The organism is Synechococcus sp. BA-124 BA4, assembly GCF_034931165.1.
The window spans coordinates 1-23,746 of sequence record NZ_JAYGIA010000087.1 but is presented as its reverse complement, the minus strand read 5'-3'; the positions used below and the strand labels follow the sequence as shown (position 1 = coordinate 23,746).

The window sequence follows — 23,746 nt, the reverse complement described above, 5'->3', positions numbered from 1 at the left end:
GCCCCGCGGTCACCCCCACCTCCCCGCTCACCCCTCCCCGCTAGGTGCCTGCCCCATTGACGAACAGGAACCTGTGGCCACACTCAGAGGGAAAGTCCGACTGGGTCGGTTGGCCTGCCGATGATGCTGAACTCCATGGCCCTGCTGCGATGACGACAAAGCCATGACCAGCAGCTGGTCCGAACTGCGCCGCCGGGTGAATCGGCTGGGGGCCTCCCTCGATGTGGTTGTGCGCAGTGATCCCGAGGTCTGCGGCCTCAGCGGCAAGGACTTTCACCTCTCGCTTCACCACGGCGGCCAGGGGGATTGCACGGTGGCGGGTCTCAGCCTGGTGGATTGCCCCAATGAACTGGTGCTGCTGGAATTCGAGCGCTGGATGCGAGGTGCGGGCTACACGCTCGATTGAGAGGCCGCCGCCATGAAGCCCCACCTGCCGGATCCGGGCCGCAAGAGTCAGTTGCCCCGCAAGGTGTTCTCCTCCCGCCAGCGGCGGAGAGGGTCCTCCTGGCGGGAGGCGGGGATGGCCCTGCTGAACGGGACGGCTGGAATCGGTGTGCTGGTGCTGCTGATGCAGCTCCCCAGCCGGCTGGATTCACTGCTGGTGCTCAGCAAGGTGATCAGCGCCCTGATCAGCGGACTCAGCGAGATCGGCCAGGGGTTGATCCGTCTGCTGGTGGGCCTGCTGCAGGCGTTCGGGGTGCTGCTGGTCCTGGGGCTGGCCGTGGCTGCGCTGCTGTTGCTGATCAACGGGATGTACCGCCTGCTGCGCCTGGCGATGCCCGGGCTGGGTGGGGTGCTGGCACTGCCGGCTGGTGTGGCCCGGCTGGTGTGGTCAGTGGTGCGCATCCGTCCGCCCGACCGGCCTGAGCGCTGAGCGCAGCCCCCGCGCTCAGGGCCGAGGAGCCAGCGACTTTCTCGACTCCCACACCTCCTGCAGGGTCACGGCTCCATCTCGATTCAGGTCGATTTCCGAGAACCGACGGTCCAGCCAGGGGAAGGACCGTGCCTCCTGGCGGCTGAGCCGACCATCGCCATTGCGGTCGGACTGGGCGAACACCGTGCGCAGCCGCACTCCCAGAAAGACCTTCTGACGGGGACTCAGGTCGCTGGGGAGAAGGTAGCCCCGGCCCTCCTGATCCAGCCGCTGGAAATTCGTTTCCAGGTAGGGCTGGCCCCGGCTTTCCTGGGGAGTCAGCCTGCCATCGCGGTTGCGGTCCAGGCGCTCGAACCAGGCCTGCATCCGCTCGTGGTAGAGCTGCAGCGACCGGGTGTCCTGGGCGAGCCCCGGTCCCGCCAGGCTCAGCAGCAGGCCGGCCACCACCACCAGCCACAGCGGGCCTTGGCCGGCTGAGCGGTCGGGTCGTCTTCTGGAGCTGGTGGTGGTCGCCATGGCGTTCACCCTATGGAGGTCGGCGGCCCCGGTCAGCCCCTGCGGCAGCGGTTGCCGGGGCCAAGCCATGACCGGACCTGTCTGCAGAGCCGGGGAGTCACCTTTGGCAAGCCCCGCGGCTGGATCCCCCTGGGCGTGACGGCGTCCACTCCATACAGTCGGGCCAGCTGCGGCCTCCGCCTTGAGCCGAACCCACACGATCTGGGTGGTCGATGACGACCCCGAACTGCGCCAGTTGCTGGGCACTTATCTCACCGACCAGGGCTATGAGGTGCGCTGCCTCACCGACGGCCGCCAGCTGATGGCCCGGCTGGAGTTCCAGCGCCCCGACCTGGTGGTGCTCGATCTGATGCTGCCAGGCGACGACGGCCTCACCCTGCTGCGGCGCCTGCGGGATGCCAGCGACGATCTGCCCGTGGTGATGCTCACGGCCCGCGGCGAGGCGGTCGACCGGATCATCGGGCTGGAGCAGGGCGCCGATGACTATCTGGCCAAGCCGTTTCTGCCCCGGGAGCTGATGGCCCGCATCGAAGCCGTGCTGCGCCGCCGCGGCACCCTGCCCGCAGGCACCCCGCTCGCCGATGGCGAGCTGGTGCACTTCGGCGACAATGTGCTGGATCTCTCCGCCCGCACCCTGGAGCGGCAGAATCAACCTGTGACGATCACCAGCGGTGAGTTCAGCCTGCTGGCGGCCTTCGTGCAGCATCCCCACCGCCCCCTGTCGCGGGAGCGTCTGATCGAGCTGGCCCGAGGTCCCGCCAGCGACACCGACACCCGCAGCATGGACGTGCAGGTCTCGCGGGTGAGGCGGCTGGTGGAGCCCGATCCCAGCCGACCGCGCTACCTCCAGACGGTCTGGGGCTATGGCTACGTGTTCGTTCCCGACGGCCAGCCCCGCAACCGCTGAGCCATGGCCCCCTCGATGCGCTCCGCTGCCCTCTCGCTGCGCCTCGGGGTGTTCTTTCTGGGGGGGTGGGCCCTCAGCCTGGTGTTGCTTCAGGCCCTGCTCGGTACTCGGATCGGCCAGGCTCAGATCGCCCAGATGGGTCCCCAGGTGGCCCTGAACCTGAGGCTCTCGGAGCTGGCGCTGGAGCGCTTCCCGCCGGCCACCGTCTCCCAGCTCAGCGGCCTGCAGCTGGGCGTGGGTCAGCCGCCTCGATCCCCCCGCCGCTGGAGTCTGCTCGGCCAGGGGGATGATGCACGCCTCGAGCGGCAAGCCGATCAGCTGCAGCTCGAGCTGTGTCGCCGCCTCCCCCGCTGCCCCGAGGTGGTGCCGAATCACGGTGCGGCCCGAGGTGTCTGGATCGAGCTGGCCTCACCCCTGGAGCCGGTCTGGCTCTATGCCCCCATTCGGCCCCGTTTCGGCTGGCCACCCGACCCGTTGCTGGTGACGCTCTCGCTTGTGAGCGGCAGTGTGATGGCCGGGGCCCTGTTCCTGCTGCTGGAAGTGCAGCGGCCGCTGCAGCAGCTGGAGCGGGCCCTGGCTCGGGTGGGCCTCGATGCGCAACCGGAGCCCATGCCCCAGCGCGGCGCTCCCGAGGTGCGCCGCCTGGCCCAGCGCTTCAACGCCATGCTCCAGCGCCTGGAGGACAGTGAGCGGGAGCGGGCGACGATGCTCGCGGGCATCGCCCACGACATCAAGACCCCGCTCACGCGGCTGCGGCTACGTCTGTCGCTGCTGGGGGACGCCTCCGCCAGCGCCAGGGCCGGCGCCGATCTCGACGACCTCGAGCGGATCACGGGCCAGTTCCTGCTCTTTGCCGGTGGCGGGGGAGGAGAGGTGGCGGTGAGCGTGCCTCTGGCGGAGCTGCTGGCGGAGCTGGCGGCCCGGTACGACGGCCAGCCGGTGGAGCTCGATCTGGCCCCTGTCACCGCCACGGTTCAGCCGATCGCCCTGGGACGCGCCGTGGCCAACCTGATCGACAATGCCCTCAGCTATGGGACGCCTCCCGTGCGGTTGGTGCTGCGGGCCTGGCAACGGGACGGCTTCGAGCTGCAGGTCTGGGATCAGGGTGAGGGCATCGCCGAGGATCAGCGTTCCCAGGCGCTGATGCCTTTCCAGCGGCTTGATGAGGCCCGCAGCGGTCACGGTCACTGTGGTCTGGGTCTGGCGATCGCCCAGAGGGTGGCCCGCACCCATGGCGGTGAATTGCGGCTGGGGGTGGAGCCCCTGGTGGACCTCTCACCCCAGGAGTCCCCCGGGACGTTCTGCGTGAGCCTCAGTGGCCATTCCCTTGCCGATGGCCGTGTCAGGGCCTCAACAATCTGCCCTTGACTCACACTCTGTTCACGGGGATGCCTCTAGACAGGAGGGATCGTCGGGGGTTCGGAGCAGAGCTTGATGGGTAAAGGCAAAGGCAAGAGTGAGGGCAAAAAGGCCACCCCCGGCCAGCAGGGCTCCGCCAAGACCAAGCCCAGGAAGGACCGCCACGGAGACACCGGTCCGGAGTCTTTCCTGCCCGGGTCCCATTCTCCTTATGCCCCCAACGGTCAGCAGGACCGCTACCACCCCTCCCATCTGCTGGGGGAAAGTGAAGACGATCTGGGAGCGCCACCTGAAGATAAACAGGTCAAACTCAGCCGCAAATTTTACGAGAAAGAGCTGGAGAAACTCCAGGTCGAACTGGTGAAGATGCAGTACTGGATCAAGCATGTCGGCTTTCGCCTGATCATTCTTTTCGAGGGTCGTGATGCAGCGGGCAAAGGAGGGGCCATCAAGCGCATCACCGAACCACTCAACCCTCGGGGTTGCAATGTCGTCGCGCTCGGCACGCCCTCGGATCAGCAGCGCACCCAGTGGTATTTCCAGCGCTATGTGGAGCACTTCCCGGCTGCCGGTGAGATCGTGATGTTCGATCGCAGCTGGTACAACCGTGCCGGCGTGGAACGGGTGATGGGCTTCTGCACCGACGAGCAGGTGGAGGAGTTCATGCAATCGGCCCCTCAGTTCGAGCGCATGCTGGTGCGCTCCGGCATCGTTCTGCTCAAGTACTGGTTTTCGGTCAGCGACGAGGAGCAGGAAGTCCGCTTCCGCTCCCGGCTGGATGATCCAGCCCGCCGCTGGAAGCTCTCGCCGATGGATCTGGAGTCGCGCGACCGCTGGGTGGAGTTCTCGAAGGCCAAGGACCAGATGTTCGCCCACACCAACATCCCCGAGGCACCGTGGTTCACCGTTGAGGCCGATGACAAGCGCCGGGCCCGGCTCAACTGCATCCGTCATCTGCTCTCCAAGATCCCCTACGAGGACATGACGCCCGCTCCGATCGAACTGCCTCCTCGTAAGACCGTCGGTGATTACCACCGTCCGCCGATGAATGAGCAGTTCTTCGTTCCCAACGCCTATCCCTGAATCCGCAGCTGCATCCGCCCCATTGCCCCCTCGCCATGACCCGCTCCGACGACGACCCGTCTCTGGGTCCCGACTCCTCTCTGACCGTTCCCGCCACCGCTCCCCTGCGGGGACCCGAGGGCAGCCTGCTCTACACAGGCAGTGATGGCCGCCAGTACATCGTCTGCGGAGATCCTTCCCAGGCCCTGGACCAGGACCTGATGGCCTCCTTTCAGGCCCTGCGTTCGGGAGCGCCGGGTCTGGAGGCCCTCATCCAGGCCGCCCAGGAGTGGGTGAAGGAAGCGAGCGACCAGGGCCTGAGCCCGGAGGTGGCCCGCCGCACGCTGCTGTCGCGCCTCAGGCAGGCCCTCGACGATCAGTAGGGCGACGCCATCACTGCAGCCGCTCGAACCAGAACCCCGCCAACTGCCAGCTGCTCCAGAGAAAGATCAGCAGGAACAGCCAGTTCAGCCAGGGGGGGCGTTGCTTGTTCTCCAAACCCATCGGCCTGCGGCAGCGGCAACGGCCCAAACCTATCGGCTCGCCTGCCATGGGCACCCGGCTCAGTCCTGGCGCCTCTCGGGGCTGCAGGGGGCCAGCTCACCGGAGGGGTCGTCCTGACAGAGACCCCAGCGCTGACCGCTGGCTTCATCGATCCAGCGCAGCACCTGGGGCCCGTCCCGATGGTCCGACACGGACGGCAGCGTGATCACCGCCAGCCTGGCCCTTCCCCTGCGGTAATCGAAGCGGCAGTAGCCCGGTCCCGTGCCGGCGCAGCCACTGAGGCTGGCCAGGCGGCTGCCGGAGCGCTCCCGGTCGAGGGCATCGGCGCCGGCGGCCGCTGCGGGCCGCCAGCCCAGCTGCAACAGGCGTTGGTCGGCCGTGACGATCGGTTCACCCACCCGCAGGAGGGAAGCCAGGCTGGCGGTGTCGCCATGGTGCTGCTGGGCCAGGGCCATTCCGGCACAGACCATCAGGCCCAGCAGCAGCAGGGACCCCAGGGAGCGGCGACCCCAGCGACCACTGGGACAGCCGGGGCATTGAGGAAGCGGACCTTCTTGAGCCGTTGCCATGGACATCCCCGCGGTGTACTCCTTCCTGGGCTTTCCCGGCTGGGGACCTGTTCATCTCTACTTCCCCCGTCAGGGGGATCCAGCCGGGGCGGCCCTGAGGCTGGGTACTGCCCTCGAGACCTGCCGGACCGATGGGCACGGTCCAGGTGGTCTGGTGGCCGGCTTCCTGCGCTGCCATCTCCATGCCGAACCCCTGGGGTCGCCGGAGTTTCGCCGCGATTGCCGTTACCGCTATCTGATCGTGTACAGACCTCAGGGACGCCTGCCGCTTCGGATCACCGCCTGGAGGCACCCCATCGCCGAGCAGGGCTGGCGGCGGCGCTGCGGACCGATCGAGCTGGATGCATTCCTCAGGCGCTTCCATCCCTGCCTGGGATCGCCGCGGCTGGCTTGCTCCGCCTGAGGTCGTGGAGACCTTCCAGCTGGTTGTAGACCGCCAGCAACTGCATGCGGATGTGATCGGTGTTCTCGAGCTTGGCGAGGTTGGCCAGGACTGCTTCGATCTGGTCCTTGCTGTCGATCAGCAGCCGGCATTCACTGGTACCGGGTTCGTAACTCATGGCGACTCGTGGTTGGGAAGGAACGGAATGGCGTACGCCCTCTGGATCGTGCCGTCATCACCATCCAACGGAAAGGCTGGAGCTGACGCTGTCGGATCGGTTGCATTTCAACCGATGTCCTCCGGTCCTGACAGGCTGCTCAGCTGACGGGGCATCAGCACGAGGAACAGCCACCACCACAGCAGCACGCCTGTGGAGAGAGGAACGGTAAGCCACCAGCGGCCCAGCCAGAACCAGCTGCCGGCGATCAGGAGCACCCCGGTGAGCAGGATGGACCAGGGCTGGCACCACCAGGGCTTGAGCTGCCAGATCGATACCGCCCCCCGCGCTGGAGTGGAGTTGCCGGGGGGCTCACTCATCGGTTCGGCTGCATCAGGAATGGAACAGAAGCACCAGCCCCATGCGCACCTGGTGGAACTCCCGTTCTTCGCGGCTGAGATCCAGCCCGACGTCGAGCCCTTCCTTGAGGGCGGTCTCGTACGGAGGGATGGCTGGAGCCGCTCCAGCACGCCAGAGGGCAGCGATTCCCACGGGGGTGGCATGCCAGCTGAAGCATGGGGTGAGCCCGATCGAGGGTTCCTCGAGGGCATCTTCAAGCAGGTCGCGGATGGGCATGGCTGGCTGAGCTCAGTTCAGCATCCAGATCCAGGCCTGGGCACGCAATCAGCTGAGAGTTTTCGTGATGTGATCGCACAGGCGCGGGCCCTACCGTGCCGGCATGTCAGGACTTCCCAGCCGGATCGCCCTCGTGCACGAGTGGTTCACGCCGCGCTCGGTCGGTGGGGCCGAACTGGTGGTGCAGCAGATCGATCGGCTTCTCGGCGAGGGCCGTCCCGCCGCCAGCCTCTTCGCTCTGGTGGATGGCGAGAGTGCCCGGCCGGGCAGCTGGCTGGAGGGCCGGCACATCCGGACGAGTTTCATCCAGCGCCTGCCCTGGGGGGTGAGCCATGTGCAGCAGTACCTGCCGTTGCTGCCGCTGGCGATCGAGCAGCTCGATCTCGGGGGCTATCCCCTGGTGCTCAGCAGCAACCACCTGGTGGCCAAGGGGGTGCTCACCGGCCCCGATCAGCTCCACATCAGTTATGTGCACACACCGGTCCGCTACGCCTGGGACCAGATGCAGGCCTACCTGGCCGGGTCTGCCATCGCCCGAGGCCCCCTGGGCCCCTGGGTGCGCTGGCAGCTGCATCAGCTGCGCCAGTGGGATGTGAGCAGCAGCACACGGGTCGACCATCTGCTGGCCAACTCGCGCTTCACGGCACGGCGGATCTGGCGCTGCTGGCGCCGCTTCAGCCAGGTGCTGCATCCGCCTGTGGCGGTCGACCGTTTTCGCTGGGACCTGCCCCGGGGCGACTTCTACCTGAGCCTTTGCCGCCTGGTGCCCTACAAGCGGGTGGATCTGGTGATCGAGGCCTGCAATCGCCTGGGCCTGCCCCTGCTGGTGGTGGGCGACGGGCCGGAGCGGGCCCGCCTGCAGGCCCTGGCCGGCCCCACCGTGACGCTGCTGGGGGCCTGTTCCGCCGAGCGGGTGACTCATCTGATGGGCCGCTGCCGGGCCTACCTCTACGCCGGTCTGGAGGATTTCGGCATCGCCCCTGTGGAGGCCATGGCCGCGGGTGCTCCTGTGATCGGCCTCGGCCAGGGGGGGCTGCTCGACACGGTCCGCTGCCTGACCGCCGAGGCCCCCCATCCCACCGGCCTTCTGTTCGAGCAGCAGACCGCCACGGCCCTGGTTCAGGCGCTGGAGCATTTCGAGCAGGGACAGTTGTGGCACTGCCTGCCCGCGGAGCGCCAGCGCCAGTGGGCCGAGCGTTTCTCGCCGGAGCGCTTCCGCCAGCGGCTGCAGGCGGTTCTGGAGCGCCGCTGGCAGGGGCATCAGCAGCGACTGCGGCGCTGTGCCTCTGGGGTGAGTGACCGCGAGAGCTGGTGAGTTGACCAATCGATTTTTAGAGTTCGCTCACCTTGGGGGCGTTGATGTCCGGAACGTTGCTCAGCGCCTGTGAGGCCGCCGGCTCCGTTGCCCGGCCTCTGCACTTGGTCCCCCCGCTCGTGGTCGCTGATTCGATGATCACCGCGGTGCCCACGGCCGAGCAGCTGATCCAGGCGCAGTCGAAGCGATCCCGCGTGCTCAAGCGCAGCGGCGACATCGTGTTCTCCCTGGCGGTGCTGGCCCTGGGCAGTCCCCTGCTGCTGCTGCTGGCGGTGCTGGTGAAACTGAGCTCGCCCGGGCCGGTCTTCTACGTGCAGCGTCGGATCGGCCGCGGCTACAAGGGCTTCGGTTGCATCAAGTTCCGCACGATGCGCAAGGATGCCGACCGCATCCTCAAGACCCTGCTGGAGCAGTCGCCTGAACTCAAGGCGGAATTCAAGAAGGACTTCAAGCTCAAGGCCGACCCGCGCATCACCCCGATCGGTGGATTCCTGCGGCGCTCCAGCCTCGACGAGCTGCCCCAGTTCATCAATGTGCTCAAGGGCCAGATGAGCGTGGTCGGCCCGCGGCCGATCGTCTGGGACGAACTGGACCGCTACGGCCGTCAGATGGATGAGGTGCTTGCGGTGCGACCGGGCCTCACCGGGCTCTGGCAGGTGTCGGGGCGCAACAACCTCAGCTACGACGCCCGTGTCCGGCTCGATGTCAGCTACGTGCGCCGCCGCACGGTCCTGCTGGATCTGGCGATCATCCTGCGCACGGTGGGAGTGATCCTCTACCCGCGAGATCGCGGTGCCTACTGAACCTGACTCAGACTGAGCAGCAGGGGCAGAGTCAGGGCCAGCCAGAGGGCCTCGAGCCGGGCGGTCAACCTCAGAATCCGGGCGATGGCGGCGGGATCGGCTGATGGGTACCCCCGGCCGAGGATCGGTTTGGCCCTGGCCACTCCGCCGTAGTGGTTCACGCCGCCCAGCTGAACCCCGGCCGCCAGGGCGAAGGCCGCCATCGACACCCCGGCGTTGGGGGATGGATCGGCTCGCCCCTGGCGCAGGGCCTCCCTCCCCAGGCGAAGACTCTCACCGACTCTGCCGGCCGCAGCCGGCAGGCTGAACGCCACCAGTCGGGCAGGCAGCCAGGTGAGCAGGTCATCGAGCCGGGCCCCGGCGGTGCCAAGCCAGCGCAGGCGGCCCCGCCTGTAGCCGAGCATCGAATCCAGAGTGCTGGCGGCCTTGTACATCCAGGCCAGGCTCAGGGGGCCAGGAACACCATCAGCGACCCCCAGGGCCGACCAGAGCCCGGCGCCGGTCAGCATCCAGAACAATGGGCCGAAGAGGCCATCGACGGCGTTCTCCGCGGCGGTTTCGGCCACTCCGCGCATCACCTCCTCCCGGCTGAGCCCCTGCACATCCCGGCCCACGATCAGGGCCAGCTGCCGGCGCCCCGCTTCCAGCCCGGCCTCCTCCTCGTCGGCCTCTGGACACGGCGGGGCGCTGATCGGTGCCAGGACGGCCCTCACGGCCGTCTCGAGGCTGCCGGCGGCCAGGGCGCTGGCCAGAGCCACCATCAGCACGGGCAAGCCGAGCCAGGCCAGCGGGGACGGCATGGGGAGAGCTGGAGCGGAGCCAAGCGCCAGCCGTTCCAGGCTCCAGCCGGCCAGGCCACTGACGCTCACCACCAGGGCGGTGAGCGCCATCCCCACCAGGCGCAGCCGGAGGGGATGATCTCCGGCCCAGCGCTCCCCGGGGGCGCGCAGCCGCTGGATCGCCCAGCCCATTGCCTGAACGGGATGGGGCCAGCTGATCGGATCACCCACCAGGCGATCCAGGGCGCCGGCCAGCAGCAGCAGCAGCCAGAGCTGGAGCGAGGCCGCCACGCTGATCACTGCCGTCGCGGCGACAGCAGCAGGGCCGCCGCCAGGAACAGGCCGATCTGCACGGGCAGGGCCACGGACAGCCCGAGCAGCTGCGCCATCAGGCCCATGGCCAGGCTGCCAAGCAGGCCGCCGATGGCCCCGGAGCGCGCCAGGATCTGCCAGCGCAGGGGCTCATCGCCCAGCTGAGACAGGCCCCTGACCTGGGCCAGGTCGCTGGCCTGAGCCAGCCCGCCCAGGGGGAGGAAAATCAGCAGGGACCCCCAGCCCGGCAGCCAGCGGGTCGCGATCAGCACCAGGGCCATGGCCAGGAAGCGGAACGCTCCTTCCCGGCGTGTCCCCACCAGTGACCGGGCAGCCGGCCACCAACCCAGTCCCCAGGTCCCGCCCAGGCTGCGTCCCAGGCCATAGGCGGTCAGCACTAGGCCGAAATCCAGGCAGGTGCCGGCTTCCACCTGGCGCACCCACAGCGGCAGCAGTCCGAAAAGTCCGCCGAACAGCATCCCCTGCAGGCAGCAGCGCCAGCTGAACGTCAACGGCGCCGACGCGGTGCCTGCGTCCGGTGCCTGGTCGCCCCGGGCGACACCCCCGGCCTGACGGGCCAGGGGCAGCACCGGCAGCAGCAGCAGCAGGGCCTGGCTGAACTGGAGCAGGGCACGGCCAATCGGGAACAACAGCGCCGTGAGCCCATGGCCGAGCAGGGAACCCAGTTCCCCGGCCCGCCTCAGCTGACCCATCGGCAGCTGGTGCCTCGCCAGCAGGGTCCTCTGCAGGGGCAGGTCGGTCATCCGCGTTCCCAGCGCGACGGCCAGCACCGAGGCCATGGCCAGCAGCACGGGACTGGAGGTTCCGGCTGCCGGGGAGCCAACGGCCGAGCTGGTGCTCACCCCCAGGCCCAGCAACAGGAGCACCGCCACCAGCTGGAGCATCACCCCGGCCAGGGGACGGCGGATCAGGGGCAGCAGCGCCGGCAGGGTGACCAGGCCCGGCAGCAGGCTGTTCACCAGGGGGGAGGCGCTCAGTCCGCTCACCATCCAGGCTGCTGACGCCAGGGTGAGACTTGTGCTGGCCTGGGCACTACCCCAGGCCAGCACAGGCAGATTCAGCCTGTACCGCAGGTCTGAGCCACCGGGGAGATCCCGCTTCAGGAGGCCTTCAGCCAGCTGAACATGGACCGCAGGCCAACGCCCACCTGCTCGACCGGATGGGCTGCGTCGCGGTGGCGAGCCTTGATCATCTCCGGCTTGCCGGCCTCGCATTCGGCCACGAAGTTGCGGGCGAAGGTGCCGTCCTGGATGTCGGCAAGGATGCGCTTCATCTCGGCCTTGGTGTCGGCGGTGATCAGACGCGGACCGCTTACGTAATCGCCGTACTCAGCTGTGTTGGAGATCGAATCGCGCATGGCGGTGAGGCCGCCCTTCACCATCAGATCCACGATCAGCTTCACTTCATGCAGGCATTCGAAGTAGGCGAGTTCGGGCTGGTAACCCGCATCCACCAGGGTTTCGAAGCCAGCCTTCACCAGCTCGCTGAGGCCGCCGCAGAGCACGGCCTGCTCACCGAAGAGGTCGGTCTCGGTTTCCTCCTTGAAGTTGGTTTCCAGGATGCCGGCGCGGGTGCCCCCGATGGCCTTGGCATAGGCCATGGCCAGGTCGCGGGCCTTGCCGCTGGCATCCTGATGGATGGCGAACAGGGCAGGCACCCCCTGGCCGTTCTGGTATTCCCAGCGCACGGTGTGGCCAGGTCCCTTGGGGGCGATCATCACCACATCGACGTCGGCGGGGGGCTGAATCAGCCCGAAGCGGATGTTGAAGCCATGGGCGAAGCTGAGGACCTTGCCGGGCTTGAGATGCGGCGCGATTTCAGCGTCGTAGACGGCCTTCTGGGTTTCATCGGGCAGAAGCACCATGATCCAGTCGGCGCGCTCGGCCGCCTCGGCCACGCTCATCACTTCGAGGCCATCGGCCCTGGCCTTCTCCGCCGAGCGGCTGCCTTCGTAGAGGCCCACCACCACATTCACGCCGCTGTCCTTGAGGTTCAGGGCATGGGCGTGGCCCTGGGAGCCGTAGCCGATGATGGCCACCGTCTTGCCGTCGAGCAGGCTCAGATCGGCGTCGGAGTCGTAGAAGAGCTGGGCCATCCGGCGAATCGGGCAGGGCAAACAGCGACTTTAGGGTCGCGCCTGGCCGCTCAGGCTTCACTCGGGTGGGAGATCACCCGGTCGATCAGGCCGTAGTCCTTGGCCTCGGCCGCACTGAGGAAGTAGTCGCGGTCGGTGTCCTTGGTGACCTTCTCGAGGCTCTGACCGCACATGTCGGCCAGGCTCTGGTTGAGCATGTCCTTGATCCGCAGGATCTCGCGGGCCTCGATCTCGATGTCGCTGGCCTGACGCTGGCTGGTGCCACCCAGGGGCTGGTGGATCATGATCCGGGCGTGCGGCAGAGCCAGACGCTTGCCCTTGGTGCCCGCCGCCAGCAGGAAGGCACCCATGCTGGCGGCGAGGCCCACGCAGATGGTCACCACGTCCGATTTGACGTACTGGATCGTGTCGTAGATCGCCAGCCCGGCGGTGACCGATCCACCCGGGGAATTGATGTAGAGGTAGATCGGCTTGCTGCTGTCCTCGGAATCCAGGTACAGCATCTGGGCCACCAGGCTGTTGGCGATGCCGTCATTGACCTCCTGGCCAAGGAAGAGGATCCGCTCCACGCCGAGGCGGGTGTAGATGTCGACCCAGCGCTCGTACTGGCTGCCGGGCAGGCGATAGGGAACGCTGGGGGTGCCGATGGGCATGGCGGTGGGTTCGGAACGGGGTGGTGACGGGGTGACGGACGAGCGGGGGCCGGCTCAGATCAGCGAGTTCAGCGGTCCAGGGTCAGACCGAGCCGGCCAGGGGGACCGGCAGCGGCTTCTGGCTGGTGAGGATCCGGTCGATCAGGCCGTATTCCAGGGCCTCCCGCGGCGTGAGGTAGGTCATGCGGTCGGAATCCTTCGAGAGCTGCTCGACGCTGCGGCCGGTGTTGTGGGAGAGCATCTCCAGCATCACGTGCTTGTTGTGCAGCACTTCCTGGGCGCGGATCTGGATGTCGCTGGCCTGGCCGCGGGCACCCGAGCGTGGCTGGTGCAGAACGATCGAGGCGTGGGGCAGGGCGGCCCGGTGGCCCTTGGCGCCGGCCGAGAGAATCATCGCGGCGGTGCCCATGGCCTGGCCGATGCAGATGGTGTGCACCGGCGGCTTCACGTAGCGGATGGTGTCGCAGATGGCGAAAGCCTCGGTTTCAAAGCCGATGGCATCCCCGGAGTACCAGCTGGTGCCGGTGGAGTTGATGTAGAAGAAGATCGGCTTCTCGGGATTGTCGAACTCGAGATAGAGAAGCTGGGCAATGATCAGCTGGGTCACATCGATCCCCATCTGACGCTTGGCGTCGTCATCGGAGAAGAGGGGCAGGCCGAGGTAGACGATCCGCTCCTTCAGCAGCAGCGACGGCAGATCGGGCGGCGGTGTGCGCATCACGGCGGAATCGCCGTAGTAAGGGGCCGACACCGACATCTGAAAACGCTCTACAGGGCCTGGATGGGAGCCTAGCGGGGGCCCGTCGGCTGCTGGACCGTGGCGGGCTGTTTCGGGCCATCCTGGTCACAGCGGGCGAAGACCATGCGTCCGGCTGGGGTCTGCAGGGCTCCGGTCACCGTCACGGGCAGGCGCTGGCCGATGCGCGCCCGGGCGGATTCCACCACCACCATCGTGCCGTCCTCCAGGTAGCCAACCCCCTGGTTGGCCTCCTTGCCCTCGCGCACGATCTTGAGCTGCAGGGCGTCGCCTGGCTGCACTTCGGGCCGCAGGGCGATCACCAGGGCGCTCAGGTTCATCACTCGGAGATCCTGCACCTCGGCCACCTTGGCCAGGTTGTAGTCGGCGGTGAGCAGGGTGCCGCCGGTGTCGGCGGTCAGCTTGAGCAGCTTGTCGTCGGCGCCGTTGCCCTCGTAGCGGGTGCTGTTCACCACCAGGCGGCGGCCGTAGGTCTCGCGCAGGGCGGCCAGCAGGTTGAGACCGCGCCTGCCCTTGCCCCGCTTCTCGGCATTGCCCGAGTCGGCCAGCTGCTGCAGTTCATCGATCACGGCCTGGGCCACGATCACCTGACCCTCCAGCAGGCCCGAATCCAGCAGACCACGGATGCGTCCGTCGATGATCACGCTGGTGTCGAGGATCTTGGCGGTGGCTGGCTGCAGGACCCCATCGGCCACGAGCAGAGCCTCGGTGCTGGCAGGGTTGAACAGCCGCAGCAGCGTGCGCCCGTGCACCTCGGCGAGGTTGTACCCCAGGACCCCGAAGAACACGTTGCTCAGCACCGCCGCCAGCGGCTTCACGAAAATCACCTCCCAGGGCAGGGGAAGCAGCAGGATCGGGGCCAGCAGCAGGTTGGCCACCAGCAGGCCCAGGATCAGCCCCACGGCGCGGCTCACCAGGAGGTCGGTGGGCATCGAGCGCACCTGGCGCATCAGACGGCGCCGCAGCAGCTGAAAGAAGAATCCGGCCAGCAGCCCGAAGAAGGCCCCGAAGCCTCCCAGCACCCAGCGCAGGCCCTCGAGGTTCGTCACCTCGATCAGCAGGTTCTCCGGCAGCAGATCCACCCCCAGCCAGCCGGTGGCTGCGCCGGAGATCAGGAACAGCAGCAGGATGAGCGGGTCCACCATGTGCCTGTTGTGGCTGCCCAGGGCCAGAACCCGCAGCATGGCTGATCCCGCCCCGTTTGACCGGGAAAGGTATCCGTACATTTGCCTATGGACATGTGGCGAATCCTGAAGGCGACCGCGCCCAACCCCATTCCAGGTCTTGAACGCACCCCGCGCCGCCTACCTCCACATCCCCTTCTGCCACCGCCGCTGCTTCTACTGCGACTTCGCGGTGGTGCCCCTGGGGGACAAGGCCGACGGTGCCCATTCCGCCTCGATCGCCGCCTACCTGCCACTGCTGCAGGCTGAGATCGCCGTTTCTGAGAACCCGGCCCCTCTCTCCACCGTCTACATCGGTGGCGGCACCCCGTCGCTGCTGACCCCCGAGCAGATGGGGAAGCTCCTGGATGGCCTGCGCCAGCGCTTCGGCTTCTCCCCTGGAGCTGAGATCACCCTGGAGATGGATCCGGCCAGCTTCGACCGCCCGAGGCTGGAGGGGATGCTGGCGCTGGGCATCAACCGGGTGAGCCTGGGGGGGCAGAGCTTCGATGACGCCGTGCTGGAGCGTCTCGGCCGCCGCCATCGCCGTCAGCATCTGCTCCAGGCCGCCGGCTGGCTGAGCCGGGCCCAGGCCGCCGGCGACCTGGTCAGCTGGAGTCTGGATCTGATTCAGGGTCTCCCCGAGCAGGATCTGCCCCACTGGCGGCAGCAGCTGCAGCAGGCCCTCGAGCTGGGGCCTCCCCATCTTTCCGTCTACGACCTGATCGTGGAGCCGGGCACCGTGTTCGAGCGCCTGCAGAAGCGCGGAGAGCTGCCCCTGCCGGATCCGGATCTGGGGGCCGACCTGATGGACCTCACCGGCGAGCTGCTGCGGAGCGCCGGCTTCGGCCGCTACGAGATCTCCAACTACGCCCTGCCCGGGCACGCGTCCCGCCACAACCGCGTTTACTGGAGTGGGGCCGGCTGGTGGGGTTTCGGACTGGGGGCCACGTCGGCTCCCTACGGCCAGCGTCAGGCCAGGCCCCGCACCCGGGAGGCCTATGCCGCCTGGCTGCAGACCAGGTCGGCCGTCCCGGCGGCGGGGCAGCCGCCGTTCGATGAGTGGCTGATGGTGGGTCTGCGCCGACGCGAAGGGGTAAACCTGGAGCGGCTTGCCCAGGCAGCGGGCCTGAGTGAGGCTGATCGCGCATCGCTGCACGGCTGGATGGCCCCCTGGCGCGAGCGGGGGCTGCTGCTGGTGGAGGGCCGACGCTGGCGTCTGGCGGATCCGCAGGGACTGGCCCTCAGCAATGCGGTGCTGAGGGAGCTGCTGGCCTGGTGGGACGCCCATCAGCCTGCCGAGACGCCGCCGGTCCCGGAGGTGTCGCCGATTGCAGCCAGCCCCTGAGGGCCTCCACGCAGAGCTGGCGCCCGGCCAGCAGTGGCGTACTGAAGGGAGGTTGGCTCGGGGTCAGGCCCAGCAGATCCGCGGTGACCCGCACCTGGCCGTCGCAGTCGTCGCCGGCGCCGATTCCGATCACCGGAATGGCCAGCTGCCGGCGCAGGCTGCCGGCCAGATCCGCCGGCACGTGCTCCAGCACCAGGGCGAAGCAGCCGGCGGCCTCCAGATTCAGGGCCTGGCGCCTCAGGCGCTCCTGGCTGATCGGATCCCTGGCCTGGCGGCGGTAACCCAGCCTGTGCACCGACTGGGGGGTCAGACCGAGGTGGCCCATCACCGGGATCCCGCTGCGCACCAGCCGGTCGACCACAGCCACGGTTTCCGGTTCCCCTCCCTCCAGCTTCACGGCCGCCGCAGCGCTTTCCTTGAGCACCCGGCCGGCGGCGGCCACCGCCTGATCACCGCCGCACTGATAGCTCAGGAAGGGCAGATCGCAGATCAGCAGCGGTTGCTGCCCCTCGGGCCGGCGCAGACCCCGGGCCACGGCCTGGGTGTGGCCGATCATCTCCGTCAGGGTCACCGGCAGGGTGGTGGCATGGCCGAGCACCACCATCGCCAGGGAATCGCCCACCAGCACCACTTCGGCTCCGGCCTCCTCCACCAGCGCCGCCGAGAGCGCATCCCAGGCGGTCAGCATCAGGATCGGCCGACCCTCCTGCTTGCGGGCCACGAGATCACCGGGTCGCAGGGGCACGGGCAGGAACCTCCAGAGCTTCCATTGCTACCATCAACCCGACTCGGACCCACGCGGCCCGGACGCCCAAATCTGGTCAGGACCGGAAGGGAGCAGCCACACGGGATGCTCCGGGCAGGCGTGGACTCCGGGTCACCCCCTTGAATCAGCTGTCGCTGGAGCGGCTCTGGCGGTTGAGCAGGAACGGTGGAATCTTGGCGCCGCGCTGGTCGGCCTCGGCTTCGGTGTGGGTGAGTTCCGGGCTCGTGGCGAACGTCGCGCGGGGTCGCTCGGTGCGGTAGGAGCTGCCTGCCTCGAAGCCGGTGGCGATCACCGTCACGTGGATCTCGCCCTCGAGCTTCTCGTCGACGACCGCGCCCACGATGATGTTGGCGTCGGGATCGACCACGTCGTAGATCACTTCAGAGGCCGTGGTCATGTCCTCGAGGGTCATGTCCTTGCCGCCACTGATGTTGATCACGCAGCCCTTCGCTCCATCGATCCGGGCTGCTTCGAGCAGGGGGCTGCTGATGGCGGCCTGGGCGGCCTCCACGGCCCGTGAGCGTCCGGAGCCCACGCCGATACCGAGAAGGGCCGTGCCCGCCAGGGTCATGACCGAGCGCACATCCGCGAAGTCGACGTTGACCAGTCCAGGCCGGGTGATGATGTCGCTGATGCCCTTGACGCCCTGACGTAGCACATCGTCGGCGGCTCGGAACGCCTCCTGCAGGGGCGCGCCGGAGATGGCGTCCCGCAGGCGGTCGTTGGGGATCACGATCAGGGTGTCGACGTGCTCCGCCAGGCGGGCGATCCCCTCCTCCGCCTGCTTCATGCGCTTGCGGCCCTCGAAGCCGAAGGGCTTGGTGACGATGCCCACGGTGAGGGCCCCGCATTCCTTGGCGACTTCGGCCAGGATGGGCGCAGCGCCGGTGCCGGTACCGCCACCCATGCCGGCAGCGATGAACACCAGGTCGGCCCCCTCCAGAGCTTCCTGAAGCTCGTTGCGGGATTCCTCGGCGGCCTTCTGACCGATCATGGGGTTGCCGCCAGCCCCGAGACCCCGGGTGAGCTTCTGGCCGAGCTGCACCCGCCGCTGGGCAGCTGACTGCAGCAAGGCCTGGGCGTCGGTGTTGAGTACCCGGTAGCCGACTCCATCGAGATCGGAGGCGATCATCCGGTTGACGGCATTGCTGCCGCCACCGCCAACACCGATCACTTCGATCCTGGCGCTCTGGCTGGGAACAATGCCGTTACTGGAGGGCGAGGAGGTCAAAGGGGTTCCGAGTAAGGCTTCTGGTGGGATGGTGTGCTGGTGTGCGATGGGGTGGTCGCCCGGGGAACCGTTCACACTCATCTCGGGAAGCATTATGTCGGCGGCGGACTGGAAAAATCCTGTGCGATGCGGCACCTTTGCGTGAAATGCGTTTTCTCGCAATGGGCCTGTGCGGGTTTGCGAGCCATTGGCGAGTCTGCGGTCTGAACGGCATCAATCCACTCCGTTCCCGGCCTGTTTCGGATTGCCGGAACCGACGGCTGGAGCTGGCAGCCCCAGCTCGGGTTGGTCCGGGTCGCTGAGGTCGATCGAGCGCACCCCCTGGCCCTGGACTCGCTTCGGCAATTCCCCGGACAGATAGCGCAACACATCGAGGCGGCGGGCGAGATCGCCGTCAGCTCCGCCGAGCTTCACCTCCCCGAGGCTGCCGGTGGTCAGCCAGATGGTGCCATCGGGCTCGAAGCGGATGGTCCTGAGTGGGCTGCCCAGGTCATTGCGGCGGCTGATCAGCTTCACGATCGTGGGCTTGAAGCGAGCCTGCCATCCCTGCACCAGGACCGCCGTTTCGGGCTGGCTGCCGCTGGATCCCATGGCCTGCTGGCTGCTGCTGATCCAGTTGCCCAGGCGGTCGACATAGCCCTGCTCATTCCCTTTGGCTGTGCGGCGCTCCGCCCGAGCCACCACCTGGCGGGCCACCAGCTCGATGCGCAGCCGGGGCGGAAGGATCAGACGCTGCACCGTCACCTGCTCCACGGGCAGGGCGTCCAGCAGTTCCGCGCGCAGCAGCCTGGGATCGAGAGTCAGCAGGGGCATGGGAAAGCGAAGCTCGGCCGCGGCGATCGCCTGCTCACGGCTGACGCGTTCGCTGCCGCTCACGTCCACCTGGGATGGGCTGCTCAGGGTCCAGCCCTGACGCAGAAGTCCGTAACCAAGGCCCGCGGCGGCCGCGGAGAAGACCACTAGCCGCCAGAAGTTGCGCAGGCGCTCCTGACGGCGCTGCAGCCTCAGCTGTCGCCGTCGTTCAACACCTGGCGCCTGGGGTGCGGGGCTCACAGCTCACAACGGGAACGGGCCATCAGTTCGTCCATCCAGCGCCGGGCACGATCGGCATCGGAGAACGGCACATCCTTCTGCTGGCCATCACCCACCAGCCTCACCCGGCAACTGCCCTGACTTTCGTCGGTGAGGGGAGCGTCACCCGATCCCAGGGACATCAGCTCCAGCAATTCCAGCTTGCTGATGACGAAGGATCCCTGGGGTTTGAGCACCCCGGCTTCGAAGGTGCTCCAGGTCAGGACTCCATCAGCGAGCCGTGCCGCTCCGCAGCCATCGAGCTTCGCGAGTTCCGAGCCCGCCGCCCAGTCACGGAACAGCCGTTGACGGCGCCGCTCGAGCCAGCCGAGGGCCGTGAGCAACACGAAGACCACCAGCAGGGGCAGCCAGACCAAGCCGTGACTCATTCCGCCGGGTCCTCTCGAGATGATCCACCGTCCCATTCTCCCGCGCTCTCCACCAGCTGGTGCACGAGATCCACCAGGGGTACGCCGCTGGCTGCCCAGAGCATCGGATACATGCTCTGGCTGGTGAAGCCGGGCAGGGTGTTGATCTCGTTCAGCCAGAGCCGCTGCGCGGTCTCGTCGTAGAAGAAATCCACCCGGGCCAGCCCCTCAGCCGCCACGGCGGCGCAGGCCTGCAGAGCCATGCTGCGCACGCTCTCGCTCACGGGCTCGGGCAGCTCTGCGGGAATCACCGTGGAGCTCAGCCCTGCGGTGTACTTCGTCTCGTAGTCGTACCAGTCGGCGGAGAAGCGGATCTCCCCCACCACCGAAGCCTGCAGGCCGCCCCGGCCTCCCATGCCCTGGCCGAGTACGGCGCACTCCAGTTCCCTGGCCGTGACCCCCTGCTCCACCACCAGCCGCGGATCCAGGGCAGCGGCCAGTTTCAGCCCCTGCAGCAGAGCGTTGCGGTCGCTGGCCTTGCTGATGCCCACCGAGGAGCCCATGTTGGCCGGCTTGACGAAGCAGGGGTAACCCAGATCGCGCTCCAGCCGCCCGAGAAGCCCTTCAGGGTCACGGCGGAGGTCAGCCGCCTGGACGGCCGCGTAGGGCACCTGGGGCAGGCCTGCGGCGGCGAACGCGGCTTTCATGGCCTGTTTGTCCATACCCAGGGCCGAGCCGAGCACGCCCGAGCCCACGAAGGGCACCTGCATCAGTGCGAACAGACCCTGGATGGTGCCATCCTCACCATTGGGCCCGTGCAGCACCGGAAACCACACGTCCACCTCAGCAGCCCCCGGGGGAAGGCCCCGGAAGCCCGGACCCGTCAGCGAAGGATCTGCAGCCGTCCCGATCAGCTGCCCATCAGGCGGTGGCTCGCCGCTGGAGAGCACGGCCTCCGCCAGTTCGGGCCCCCACCAGCGGCCGTCACGATCGATGTAGAACGGCCGAACCCGGTAGCGAACAAGGTTCTCCCCCCCCCTGAGGCCGCCCACCACGGTGATGGCCGAGCGGATCGAGACGGCGTGCTCGTCGGAAGCCCCCCCGAACACCAGGCCGACGCAGCGGGGGGGGCTGGGCATGGGGTCGGCTGGATCCGGATCGGCGCCAAACGTATCAGCGCCCCGCGTCTCAGCCCACCGCCACCCCGGTGAGGGAGAAGGCACGCACCTCCTCGATCCGCACATTCACCAGATCACCCGGCTGAATGACGGCGCCGTCGCGCTCCCCGTGGCCGGGGGATGGGGCGCGGTCCGGGAAGAAGGTCAGCCGGTTGGTGCGGGTGCGGCCCATGCGCTGAGCGGGGTCCCGGGGGTTGGTGCCCTCCACCAGCACCTGCTCGATGCGTCCCCGGTAGCGCTCGCTGCGTTGCCGTGCGGTGCGCTCCACCAGGGCATTGAGCTCCTGCAGCCGCTCCACCTTCACGGCCTCCGGCAGTTGACCGGGCCAGTCGGCGGCGGGAGTGTTGGGTCTGGGCGAGTAGGCGGCGGTGTTCACCTGGTCGAAGCCGATCGCCTCGATCAAGGCCAGGGTGCGGCGGTACTGGGCGTCGGTTTCGCCGGGGAAGGCCACGATCACATCGGCGCTGATCGCCGCATCGGGCATGCGCTCCCGGATCCGCTCGAGGATCCGGCGGTAGCGCTCCACCGTGTAGCCGCGTGCCATCGCCTTCAGCACGTCGTCATCACCGCTCTGGAAAGGGATGTGGAAGTGATCACAGAGCTTGGGCAGCTCAGCGCAGGCGTCGATCAGACGCTCGGTGAAGTAGCGGGGATGGGAGGTGGCGAAGCGGATCCGCTCGATCCCCTCCACGTCGTGGACATGGTGGAGCAGGTCGGTGAGCGTGTGCTCGCGGCGGCCTTCCGGGGTGATGCCGGGCAGGTCGCGGCCATAGGCATCGATGTTCTGGCCCAGAAGGGTGATCTCCTTGAAGCCCCGCTCCGCAAGCCCCTCCATCTCCAGGCGGATGGCCCCCGGGCTGCGGCTCTGTTCCCTGCCGCGCACCGAGGGCACCACGCAGTAGGTGCAGCGCTCGTTGCAGCCGTAGATCACATTCACCCAGGCGCACACCTGGGAATCGCGGCGGGCGGTGGTGATGTCCTCGAGGATGTGATGCTCGCCGGTGGCCACCACCTGCTGGCCGCTGGCCACCTGCTCCAGCAGAGTGCCCAGCCTGTTGGCGTGCTGGGGGCCCATCACCAGGTCGAGTTCCGGCACCCGCCTCAGCAGCGACTCGCCCTCCTGCTGGGCCACGCAGCCGGCCACCACCAGCGTGAGGTGGGGGTTGCTGCGCTTGCGCTGGGCCTGACGGCCCAGGTAGCTGTACACCTTCTGCTCGGCGTTGTCGCGGATCGTGCAGGTGTTGTAGAGCACCAGATCGGCACTGTGCTCATCGCTCCCGGGGTGATAGCCCATGCCTTCGAGGATTCCGGCCATGCGCTCGGAATCGGCCTTGTTCATCTGGCAGCCGAAGGTGGTGATCCAGTAGCTGCCGGGCTGTGCGGTCCCGGGTCGTGCCGCTGCTGTGGCACTCGCTGTTGTGGTGGTCACGCTCATCGCACAAGTTTCGACCATGGCCGAAACTTGTGCGATGCAGGCAGGCCTTCGCTGGATCACGCTCACCAAGGCGGTGCCCCTGGCGATCAGCCGGGGCACCACGGCTTCGGTGCGGCGGCTGGTGGTCGAGCTGGCGCACGAGGGGCTGGTGGGGCGTGGCGAAGCCGGGGGGTTCGACACTGGTCAGCGGGCCTACGCCACCGAAACGGTCGCCGCTGAACTGGAGGCCCTGCTGGCACGCTTCGCTTCCGCCGAAGGGCGGAGTCTCAGCGCGGAACTACCGGCCTTTCAGGCGCTCGAGCCCTGGCTGGCCCCCCTGTCGCCACCGGCCCGCTGCGCCATCGACCTGGCTCTGCATGACTGGTGGGGCCAGAAGCTGGGTCAGCCCCTCTGGCGTCTCTGGGGCCTGGATCGGGCCGCCTGCAGCCCCACCAGCGTCACCCTCGGCCTGGCTGGGGTTGAGCAGGTGCTGGCCCGGCTGGATCTCTGGCAGGACCGCCTGGGCTGCTGGCCCAGGCGGCTGAAGCTGAAGCTGGGCAGCCCTGATGGCCCGGATCACGACCGGGCCCTGGTGCTGGCGGTGGTGCAGAGGTTGCAGGAACGGGCCGGTGCCGCCGGCAGGGTCAGTGAGCTGCAGGTGGATGCCAACGGCGGCTGGGATCTGGCCACGGCCCAGCAGCTGATTCCCTGGCTGGCGGAGCAGGGGGTGGTGCTGGTGGAACAGCCGCTGCCCGCCCAGCTCGACCCCGACGCCGACACGGCCGGCTTCGCGGCCCTCGATCTGAGCTGCCCGATTCCCCTGGTGGCCGATGAGAGCTGCTGGACTCTGGCCGACCTGCTGCGCCTGGCCCCCCATGTCGATGGGGTGAACATCAAGCTCCTCAAGAGCGGCGGCCTCAGTGAGGCGCTGCTGATGGCCCGCACCGCCCGCAGCCTCGGGCTCGAGCTGATGCTGGGCTGCTACTCCGACAGCGCCCTGCTCAATGGAGCGGCCTCCCAGTTGCTGCCGCTGGTGCGCTGGCCCGACCTCGACAGCCATCTGAACCTGATCGATGACCCCTTCGAAGGCCCGGAGCTCCGGGCGGACCTCCTGCTGCCCTCCATCCATCCTGGGCTGGGGGTGATCGAGGTCGACGGCCCCAGGTCGGCGAGTGACCCGTGCTGAGCGCCGATGCGCCCGTGGTGCTGCTGCTCCACGGCGGCCTGGACAACCTGTCGGGCAAGACGGGCCTGGCGATGTTGCGCTACCGGCAGGGTCCGGTGGTGGCCGTGGTGGATCCGGCCCATGCGGGCGCTGAACTCGAGCCCATCACCGGCATCTCCCGGCGGGTGCCGATCGTGGCCGATCTCAACGCCGCGCTGGCTTACCGGCCGGAGGTGGCGGTGGTGGGGCTGGCTCCGTCCGGCGGGCAGCTGCCTCCGGAGCTGAAGGCCGATCTGGCGGCGGCGCTGCGAGCCGGGCTGCACCTGGCCAGCGGTCTGCAC

Annotated in this window: 29 protein-coding genes and 1 other RNA gene; 13 read left to right on the top strand and 17 right to left on the bottom strand. The window is 68.2% G+C overall.

Annotation, left to right across the window (positions count from 1 at the left end):
- Positions 1-163: 163 nt before the first annotated feature.
- The gene (locus VB734_RS11620) at positions 164-406 is read left to right on the top strand and encodes a hypothetical protein (RefSeq protein ID WP_197165584.1); all 243 of its coding nucleotides are present in this window, start codon (positions 164-166) and stop codon (positions 404-406) included.
- Between the two features lie 12 nt (positions 407-418).
- Positions 419-874 carry a hypothetical protein gene (locus tag VB734_RS11615; RefSeq protein ID WP_197165582.1) on the top strand — a complete coding sequence of 152 codons (456 nt, stop codon included), beginning with the start codon at positions 419-421 and terminating at the stop codon, positions 872-874.
- A 15-nt stretch (positions 875-889) separates the two neighbouring features.
- Here VB734_RS11615 and VB734_RS11610 read toward each other — a convergent pair whose 3' ends face one another.
- A complete protein-coding gene (locus tag VB734_RS11610; RefSeq protein ID WP_323243340.1) occupies positions 890-1,459 on the bottom strand; it encodes an EF-hand domain-containing protein in 570 nt (189 codons plus the stop codon).
- A 112-nt stretch (positions 1,460-1,571) separates the two neighbouring features.
- Here VB734_RS11610 and VB734_RS11605 point away from each other — a divergent pair, with 112 nt between their 5' ends.
- The 4 genes from VB734_RS11605 to VB734_RS11590 all read left to right on the top strand — a co-directional run bounded on the left by VB734_RS11605 (position 1,572) and on the right by VB734_RS11590 (position 5,101).
- Entirely contained in the window at positions 1,572-2,297 is a 726-nt protein-coding gene (locus VB734_RS11605) for a response regulator (RefSeq protein WP_197165580.1), read from the top strand.
- Between the two features lie 3 nt (positions 2,298-2,300).
- Positions 2,301-3,665 carry an ATP-binding protein gene (locus tag VB734_RS11600; RefSeq protein ID WP_197165578.1) on the top strand — a complete coding sequence of 455 codons (1,365 nt, stop codon included), beginning with the start codon at positions 2,301-2,303 and terminating at the stop codon, positions 3,663-3,665.
- 66 nt (positions 3,666-3,731) lie between these two features.
- Positions 3,732-4,739 (top strand): polyphosphate kinase 2, encoded by a 1,008-nt coding sequence (gene ppk2 / locus VB734_RS11595; protein ID WP_231594839.1) that lies wholly within the window; start codon positions 3,732-3,734, stop codon positions 4,737-4,739.
- A gap of 35 nt (positions 4,740-4,774) precedes the next feature.
- Positions 4,775-5,101 carry a hypothetical protein gene (locus VB734_RS11590; RefSeq protein WP_197165576.1) on the top strand — a complete coding sequence of 109 codons (327 nt, stop codon included), beginning with the start codon at positions 4,775-4,777 and terminating at the stop codon, positions 5,099-5,101.
- Between the two features lie 180 nt (positions 5,102-5,281).
- On the opposite strand, the gene VB734_RS11585 is transcribed toward VB734_RS11590, so the two are convergent.
- Complete coding sequence (locus VB734_RS11585; RefSeq protein ID WP_197165574.1) at positions 5,282-5,791, bottom strand: hypothetical protein; 510 nt, start codon at positions 5,789-5,791, stop codon at positions 5,282-5,284.
- On the opposite strand from VB734_RS11585, the gene VB734_RS11580 reads away from it, so the two are divergent.
- Positions 5,790-6,194 carry a hypothetical protein gene (locus VB734_RS11580; RefSeq protein ID WP_197165572.1) on the top strand — a complete coding sequence of 135 codons (405 nt, stop codon included), beginning with the start codon at positions 5,790-5,792 and terminating at the stop codon, positions 6,192-6,194. The genes VB734_RS11585 and VB734_RS11580 overlap by 2 nt on opposite strands.
- Here VB734_RS11580 and VB734_RS11575 read toward each other — a convergent pair.
- From VB734_RS11575 to VB734_RS11565, 3 genes are all read right to left on the bottom strand, one after another.
- Entirely contained in the window at positions 6,142-6,351 is a 210-nt protein-coding gene (locus VB734_RS11575) for a hypothetical protein (RefSeq protein WP_197165571.1), read from the bottom strand. The two genes, VB734_RS11580 and VB734_RS11575, sit on opposite strands and share 53 nt — an antisense overlap.
- A 107-nt stretch (positions 6,352-6,458) precedes the next feature.
- Entirely contained in the window at positions 6,459-6,710 is a 252-nt protein-coding gene (locus tag VB734_RS11570) for a DUF6737 family protein (RefSeq protein ID WP_197165569.1), read from the bottom strand.
- Positions 6,711-6,723: 13 nt separating this feature from the next.
- The gene (locus VB734_RS11565; RefSeq protein WP_197165567.1) at positions 6,724-6,966 is read right to left on the bottom strand and encodes a hypothetical protein; all 243 of its coding nucleotides are present in this window, start codon (positions 6,964-6,966) and stop codon (positions 6,724-6,726) included.
- A gap of 103 nt (positions 6,967-7,069) precedes the next feature.
- Here VB734_RS11565 and VB734_RS11560 point away from each other — a divergent pair, with 103 nt between their 5' ends.
- Both VB734_RS11560 and VB734_RS11555 read left to right on the top strand, forming a co-directional pair.
- Positions 7,070-8,281 carry a glycosyltransferase gene (locus VB734_RS11560; RefSeq protein WP_197165566.1) on the top strand — a complete coding sequence of 404 codons (1,212 nt, stop codon included), beginning with the start codon at positions 7,070-7,072 and terminating at the stop codon, positions 8,279-8,281.
- Positions 8,282-8,415: 134 nt separating this feature from the next.
- Positions 8,416-9,084, top strand: a complete 669-nt coding sequence (locus VB734_RS11555) for a sugar transferase (protein ID WP_197167075.1) — start codon at positions 8,416-8,418, stop codon at positions 9,082-9,084.
- Here VB734_RS11555 and cbiB read toward each other — a convergent pair.
- The 6 genes from cbiB to VB734_RS11525 form a co-directional block, all read right to left on the bottom strand.
- A complete protein-coding gene (gene cbiB, locus VB734_RS11550) occupies positions 9,078-10,154 on the bottom strand; it encodes an adenosylcobinamide-phosphate synthase CbiB (RefSeq protein WP_370594573.1) in 1,077 nt (358 codons plus the stop codon). The genes VB734_RS11555 and cbiB overlap by 7 nt on opposite strands.
- 5 nt (positions 10,155-10,159) lie before the next feature.
- The gene (locus VB734_RS11545; RefSeq protein WP_231594838.1) at positions 10,160-11,245 is read right to left on the bottom strand and encodes a hypothetical protein; all 1,086 of its coding nucleotides are present in this window, start codon (positions 11,243-11,245) and stop codon (positions 10,160-10,162) included.
- Positions 11,246-11,295: 50 nt separating this feature from the next.
- Positions 11,296-12,291, bottom strand: a complete 996-nt coding sequence (ilvC, locus tag VB734_RS11540) for a ketol-acid reductoisomerase (RefSeq protein WP_197165562.1) — start codon at positions 12,289-12,291, stop codon at positions 11,296-11,298.
- A gap of 50 nt (positions 12,292-12,341) precedes the next feature.
- The gene (locus tag VB734_RS11535; RefSeq protein ID WP_006170202.1) at positions 12,342-12,944 is read right to left on the bottom strand and encodes an ATP-dependent Clp protease proteolytic subunit; all 603 of its coding nucleotides are present in this window, start codon (positions 12,942-12,944) and stop codon (positions 12,342-12,344) included.
- A gap of 82 nt (positions 12,945-13,026) precedes the next feature.
- Positions 13,027-13,701 carry an ATP-dependent Clp protease proteolytic subunit gene (locus VB734_RS11530; RefSeq protein WP_197165560.1) on the bottom strand — a complete coding sequence of 225 codons (675 nt, stop codon included), beginning with the start codon at positions 13,699-13,701 and terminating at the stop codon, positions 13,027-13,029.
- Between the two features lie 32 nt (positions 13,702-13,733).
- Positions 13,734-14,846 carry a PIN/TRAM domain-containing protein gene (locus tag VB734_RS11525; RefSeq protein WP_197167072.1) on the bottom strand — a complete coding sequence of 371 codons (1,113 nt, stop codon included), beginning with the start codon at positions 14,844-14,846 and terminating at the stop codon, positions 13,734-13,736.
- A 139-nt stretch (positions 14,847-14,985) separates the two neighbouring features.
- Here VB734_RS11525 and hemW point away from each other — a divergent pair, with 139 nt between their 5' ends.
- Complete coding sequence (gene hemW, locus VB734_RS11520; protein WP_197165559.1) at positions 14,986-16,212, top strand: radical SAM family heme chaperone HemW; 1,227 nt, start codon at positions 14,986-14,988, stop codon at positions 16,210-16,212.
- On the opposite strand, the gene panB is transcribed toward hemW, so the two are convergent.
- On the bottom strand, positions 16,109-16,951 hold the full coding sequence (panB, locus tag VB734_RS11515) for a 3-methyl-2-oxobutanoate hydroxymethyltransferase (protein WP_231594947.1): 843 nt from the start codon (positions 16,949-16,951) through the stop codon (positions 16,109-16,111). The two genes, hemW and panB, sit on opposite strands and share 104 nt — an antisense overlap.
- 46 nt (positions 16,952-16,997) lie before the next feature.
- Between panB and ffs the strand changes: the two genes are divergently transcribed.
- Positions 16,998-17,094, top strand: an RNA gene (gene ffs / locus VB734_RS11510) — signal recognition particle sRNA small type.
- An 8-nt stretch (positions 17,095-17,102) separates the two neighbouring features.
- Here ffs and ftsZ read toward each other — a convergent pair.
- The 5 genes from ftsZ to miaB form a co-directional block, all read right to left on the bottom strand.
- Positions 17,103-18,209, bottom strand: coding sequence for a cell division protein FtsZ (gene ftsZ, locus VB734_RS11505; RefSeq protein WP_197165556.1), 1,107 nt, complete (start codon positions 18,207-18,209; stop codon positions 17,103-17,105).
- A gap of 213 nt (positions 18,210-18,422) precedes the next feature.
- Positions 18,423-19,262 carry a cell division protein FtsQ/DivIB gene (locus tag VB734_RS11500; RefSeq protein WP_322782565.1) on the bottom strand — a complete coding sequence of 280 codons (840 nt, stop codon included), beginning with the start codon at positions 19,260-19,262 and terminating at the stop codon, positions 18,423-18,425.
- Entirely contained in the window at positions 19,259-19,669 is a 411-nt protein-coding gene (locus tag VB734_RS11495) for a hypothetical protein (RefSeq protein WP_197165553.1), read from the bottom strand. Before VB734_RS11495 ends, VB734_RS11500 begins: the two co-directional genes overlap by 4 nt.
- Complete coding sequence (locus VB734_RS11490) at positions 19,666-20,787, bottom strand: D-alanine--D-alanine ligase family protein (RefSeq protein WP_197165551.1); 1,122 nt, start codon at positions 20,785-20,787, stop codon at positions 19,666-19,668. The genes VB734_RS11495 and VB734_RS11490 overlap by 4 nt, the downstream gene beginning before the upstream one ends.
- A gap of 49 nt (positions 20,788-20,836) precedes the next feature.
- The gene (miaB, locus tag VB734_RS11485) at positions 20,837-22,261 is read right to left on the bottom strand and encodes a tRNA (N6-isopentenyl adenosine(37)-C2)-methylthiotransferase MiaB (RefSeq protein ID WP_197165549.1); all 1,425 of its coding nucleotides are present in this window, start codon (positions 22,259-22,261) and stop codon (positions 20,837-20,839) included.
- A gap of 34 nt (positions 22,262-22,295) precedes the next feature.
- Between miaB and VB734_RS11480 the strand changes: the two genes are divergently transcribed.
- The gene (locus VB734_RS11480; protein WP_197165547.1) at positions 22,296-23,426 is read left to right on the top strand and encodes a dipeptide epimerase; all 1,131 of its coding nucleotides are present in this window, start codon (positions 22,296-22,298) and stop codon (positions 23,424-23,426) included.
- Positions 23,420-23,746 (top strand): DUF1611 domain-containing protein (locus VB734_RS11475; RefSeq protein ID WP_323243339.1); only part of this gene is annotated, 327 nt, incomplete at its 3' end. The genes VB734_RS11480 and VB734_RS11475, both read left to right, overlap by 7 nt.

Excerpts from the sequence above, each read along its gene's own strand:
- VB734_RS11620 (WP_197165584.1), top strand. The coding sequence starts at position 164 with ATGACCAGCAGCTGGTCCGAACTGCGCCGCCGGGTGAATCGGCTGGGG.
- VB734_RS11615 (WP_197165582.1), top strand. The coding sequence starts at position 419 with ATGAAGCCCCACCTGCCGGATCCGGGCCGCAAGAGTCAGTTGCCCCGC.
- VB734_RS11610 (WP_323243340.1), bottom strand. The coding sequence starts at position 1,459 with ATGGCTTGGCCCCGGCAACCGCTGCCGCAGGGGCTGACCGGGGCCGCC.
- VB734_RS11600 (WP_197165578.1), top strand. The coding sequence starts at position 2,301 with ATGGCCCCCTCGATGCGCTCCGCTGCCCTCTCGCTGCGCCTCGGGGTG.
- ppk2 (WP_231594839.1), top strand. The coding sequence starts at position 3,732 with ATGGGTAAAGGCAAAGGCAAGAGTGAGGGCAAAAAGGCCACCCCCGGC.
- VB734_RS11590 (WP_197165576.1), top strand. The coding sequence starts at position 4,775 with ATGACCCGCTCCGACGACGACCCGTCTCTGGGTCCCGACTCCTCTCTG.
- VB734_RS11580 (WP_197165572.1), top strand. The coding sequence starts at position 5,790 with ATGGACATCCCCGCGGTGTACTCCTTCCTGGGCTTTCCCGGCTGGGGA.
- VB734_RS11585 (WP_197165574.1), bottom strand. The coding sequence starts at position 5,791 with ATGGCAACGGCTCAAGAAGGTCCGCTTCCTCAATGCCCCGGCTGTCCC.
- VB734_RS11575 (WP_197165571.1), bottom strand. The coding sequence starts at position 6,351 with ATGAGTTACGAACCCGGTACCAGTGAATGCCGGCTGCTGATCGACAGC.
- VB734_RS11570 (WP_197165569.1), bottom strand. The coding sequence starts at position 6,710 with ATGAGTGAGCCCCCCGGCAACTCCACTCCAGCGCGGGGGGCGGTATCG.
- VB734_RS11565 (WP_197165567.1), bottom strand. The coding sequence starts at position 6,966 with ATGCCCATCCGCGACCTGCTTGAAGATGCCCTCGAGGAACCCTCGATC.
- VB734_RS11560 (WP_197165566.1), top strand. The coding sequence starts at position 7,070 with ATGTCAGGACTTCCCAGCCGGATCGCCCTCGTGCACGAGTGGTTCACG.
- VB734_RS11555 (WP_197167075.1), top strand. The coding sequence starts at position 8,416 with ATGATCACCGCGGTGCCCACGGCCGAGCAGCTGATCCAGGCGCAGTCG.
- ilvC (WP_197165562.1), bottom strand. The coding sequence starts at position 12,291 with ATGGCCCAGCTCTTCTACGACTCCGACGCCGATCTGAGCCTGCTCGAC.
- VB734_RS11535 (WP_006170202.1), bottom strand. The coding sequence starts at position 12,944 with ATGCCCATCGGCACCCCCAGCGTTCCCTATCGCCTGCCCGGCAGCCAG.
- VB734_RS11530 (WP_197165560.1), bottom strand. The coding sequence starts at position 13,701 with ATGTCGGTGTCGGCCCCTTACTACGGCGATTCCGCCGTGATGCGCACA.
- VB734_RS11525 (WP_197167072.1), bottom strand. The coding sequence starts at position 14,846 with ATGGTGGACCCGCTCATCCTGCTGCTGTTCCTGATCTCCGGCGCAGCC.
- VB734_RS11495 (WP_197165553.1), bottom strand. The coding sequence starts at position 19,669 with ATGAGTCACGGCTTGGTCTGGCTGCCCCTGCTGGTGGTCTTCGTGTTG.
- VB734_RS11490 (WP_197165551.1), bottom strand. The coding sequence starts at position 20,787 with ATGCCCAGCCCCCCCCGCTGCGTCGGCCTGGTGTTCGGGGGGGCTTCC.
- miaB (WP_197165549.1), bottom strand. The coding sequence starts at position 22,261 with ATGAGCGTGACCACCACAACAGCGAGTGCCACAGCAGCGGCACGACCC.
- VB734_RS11480 (WP_197165547.1), top strand. The coding sequence starts at position 22,296 with ATGCAGGCAGGCCTTCGCTGGATCACGCTCACCAAGGCGGTGCCCCTG.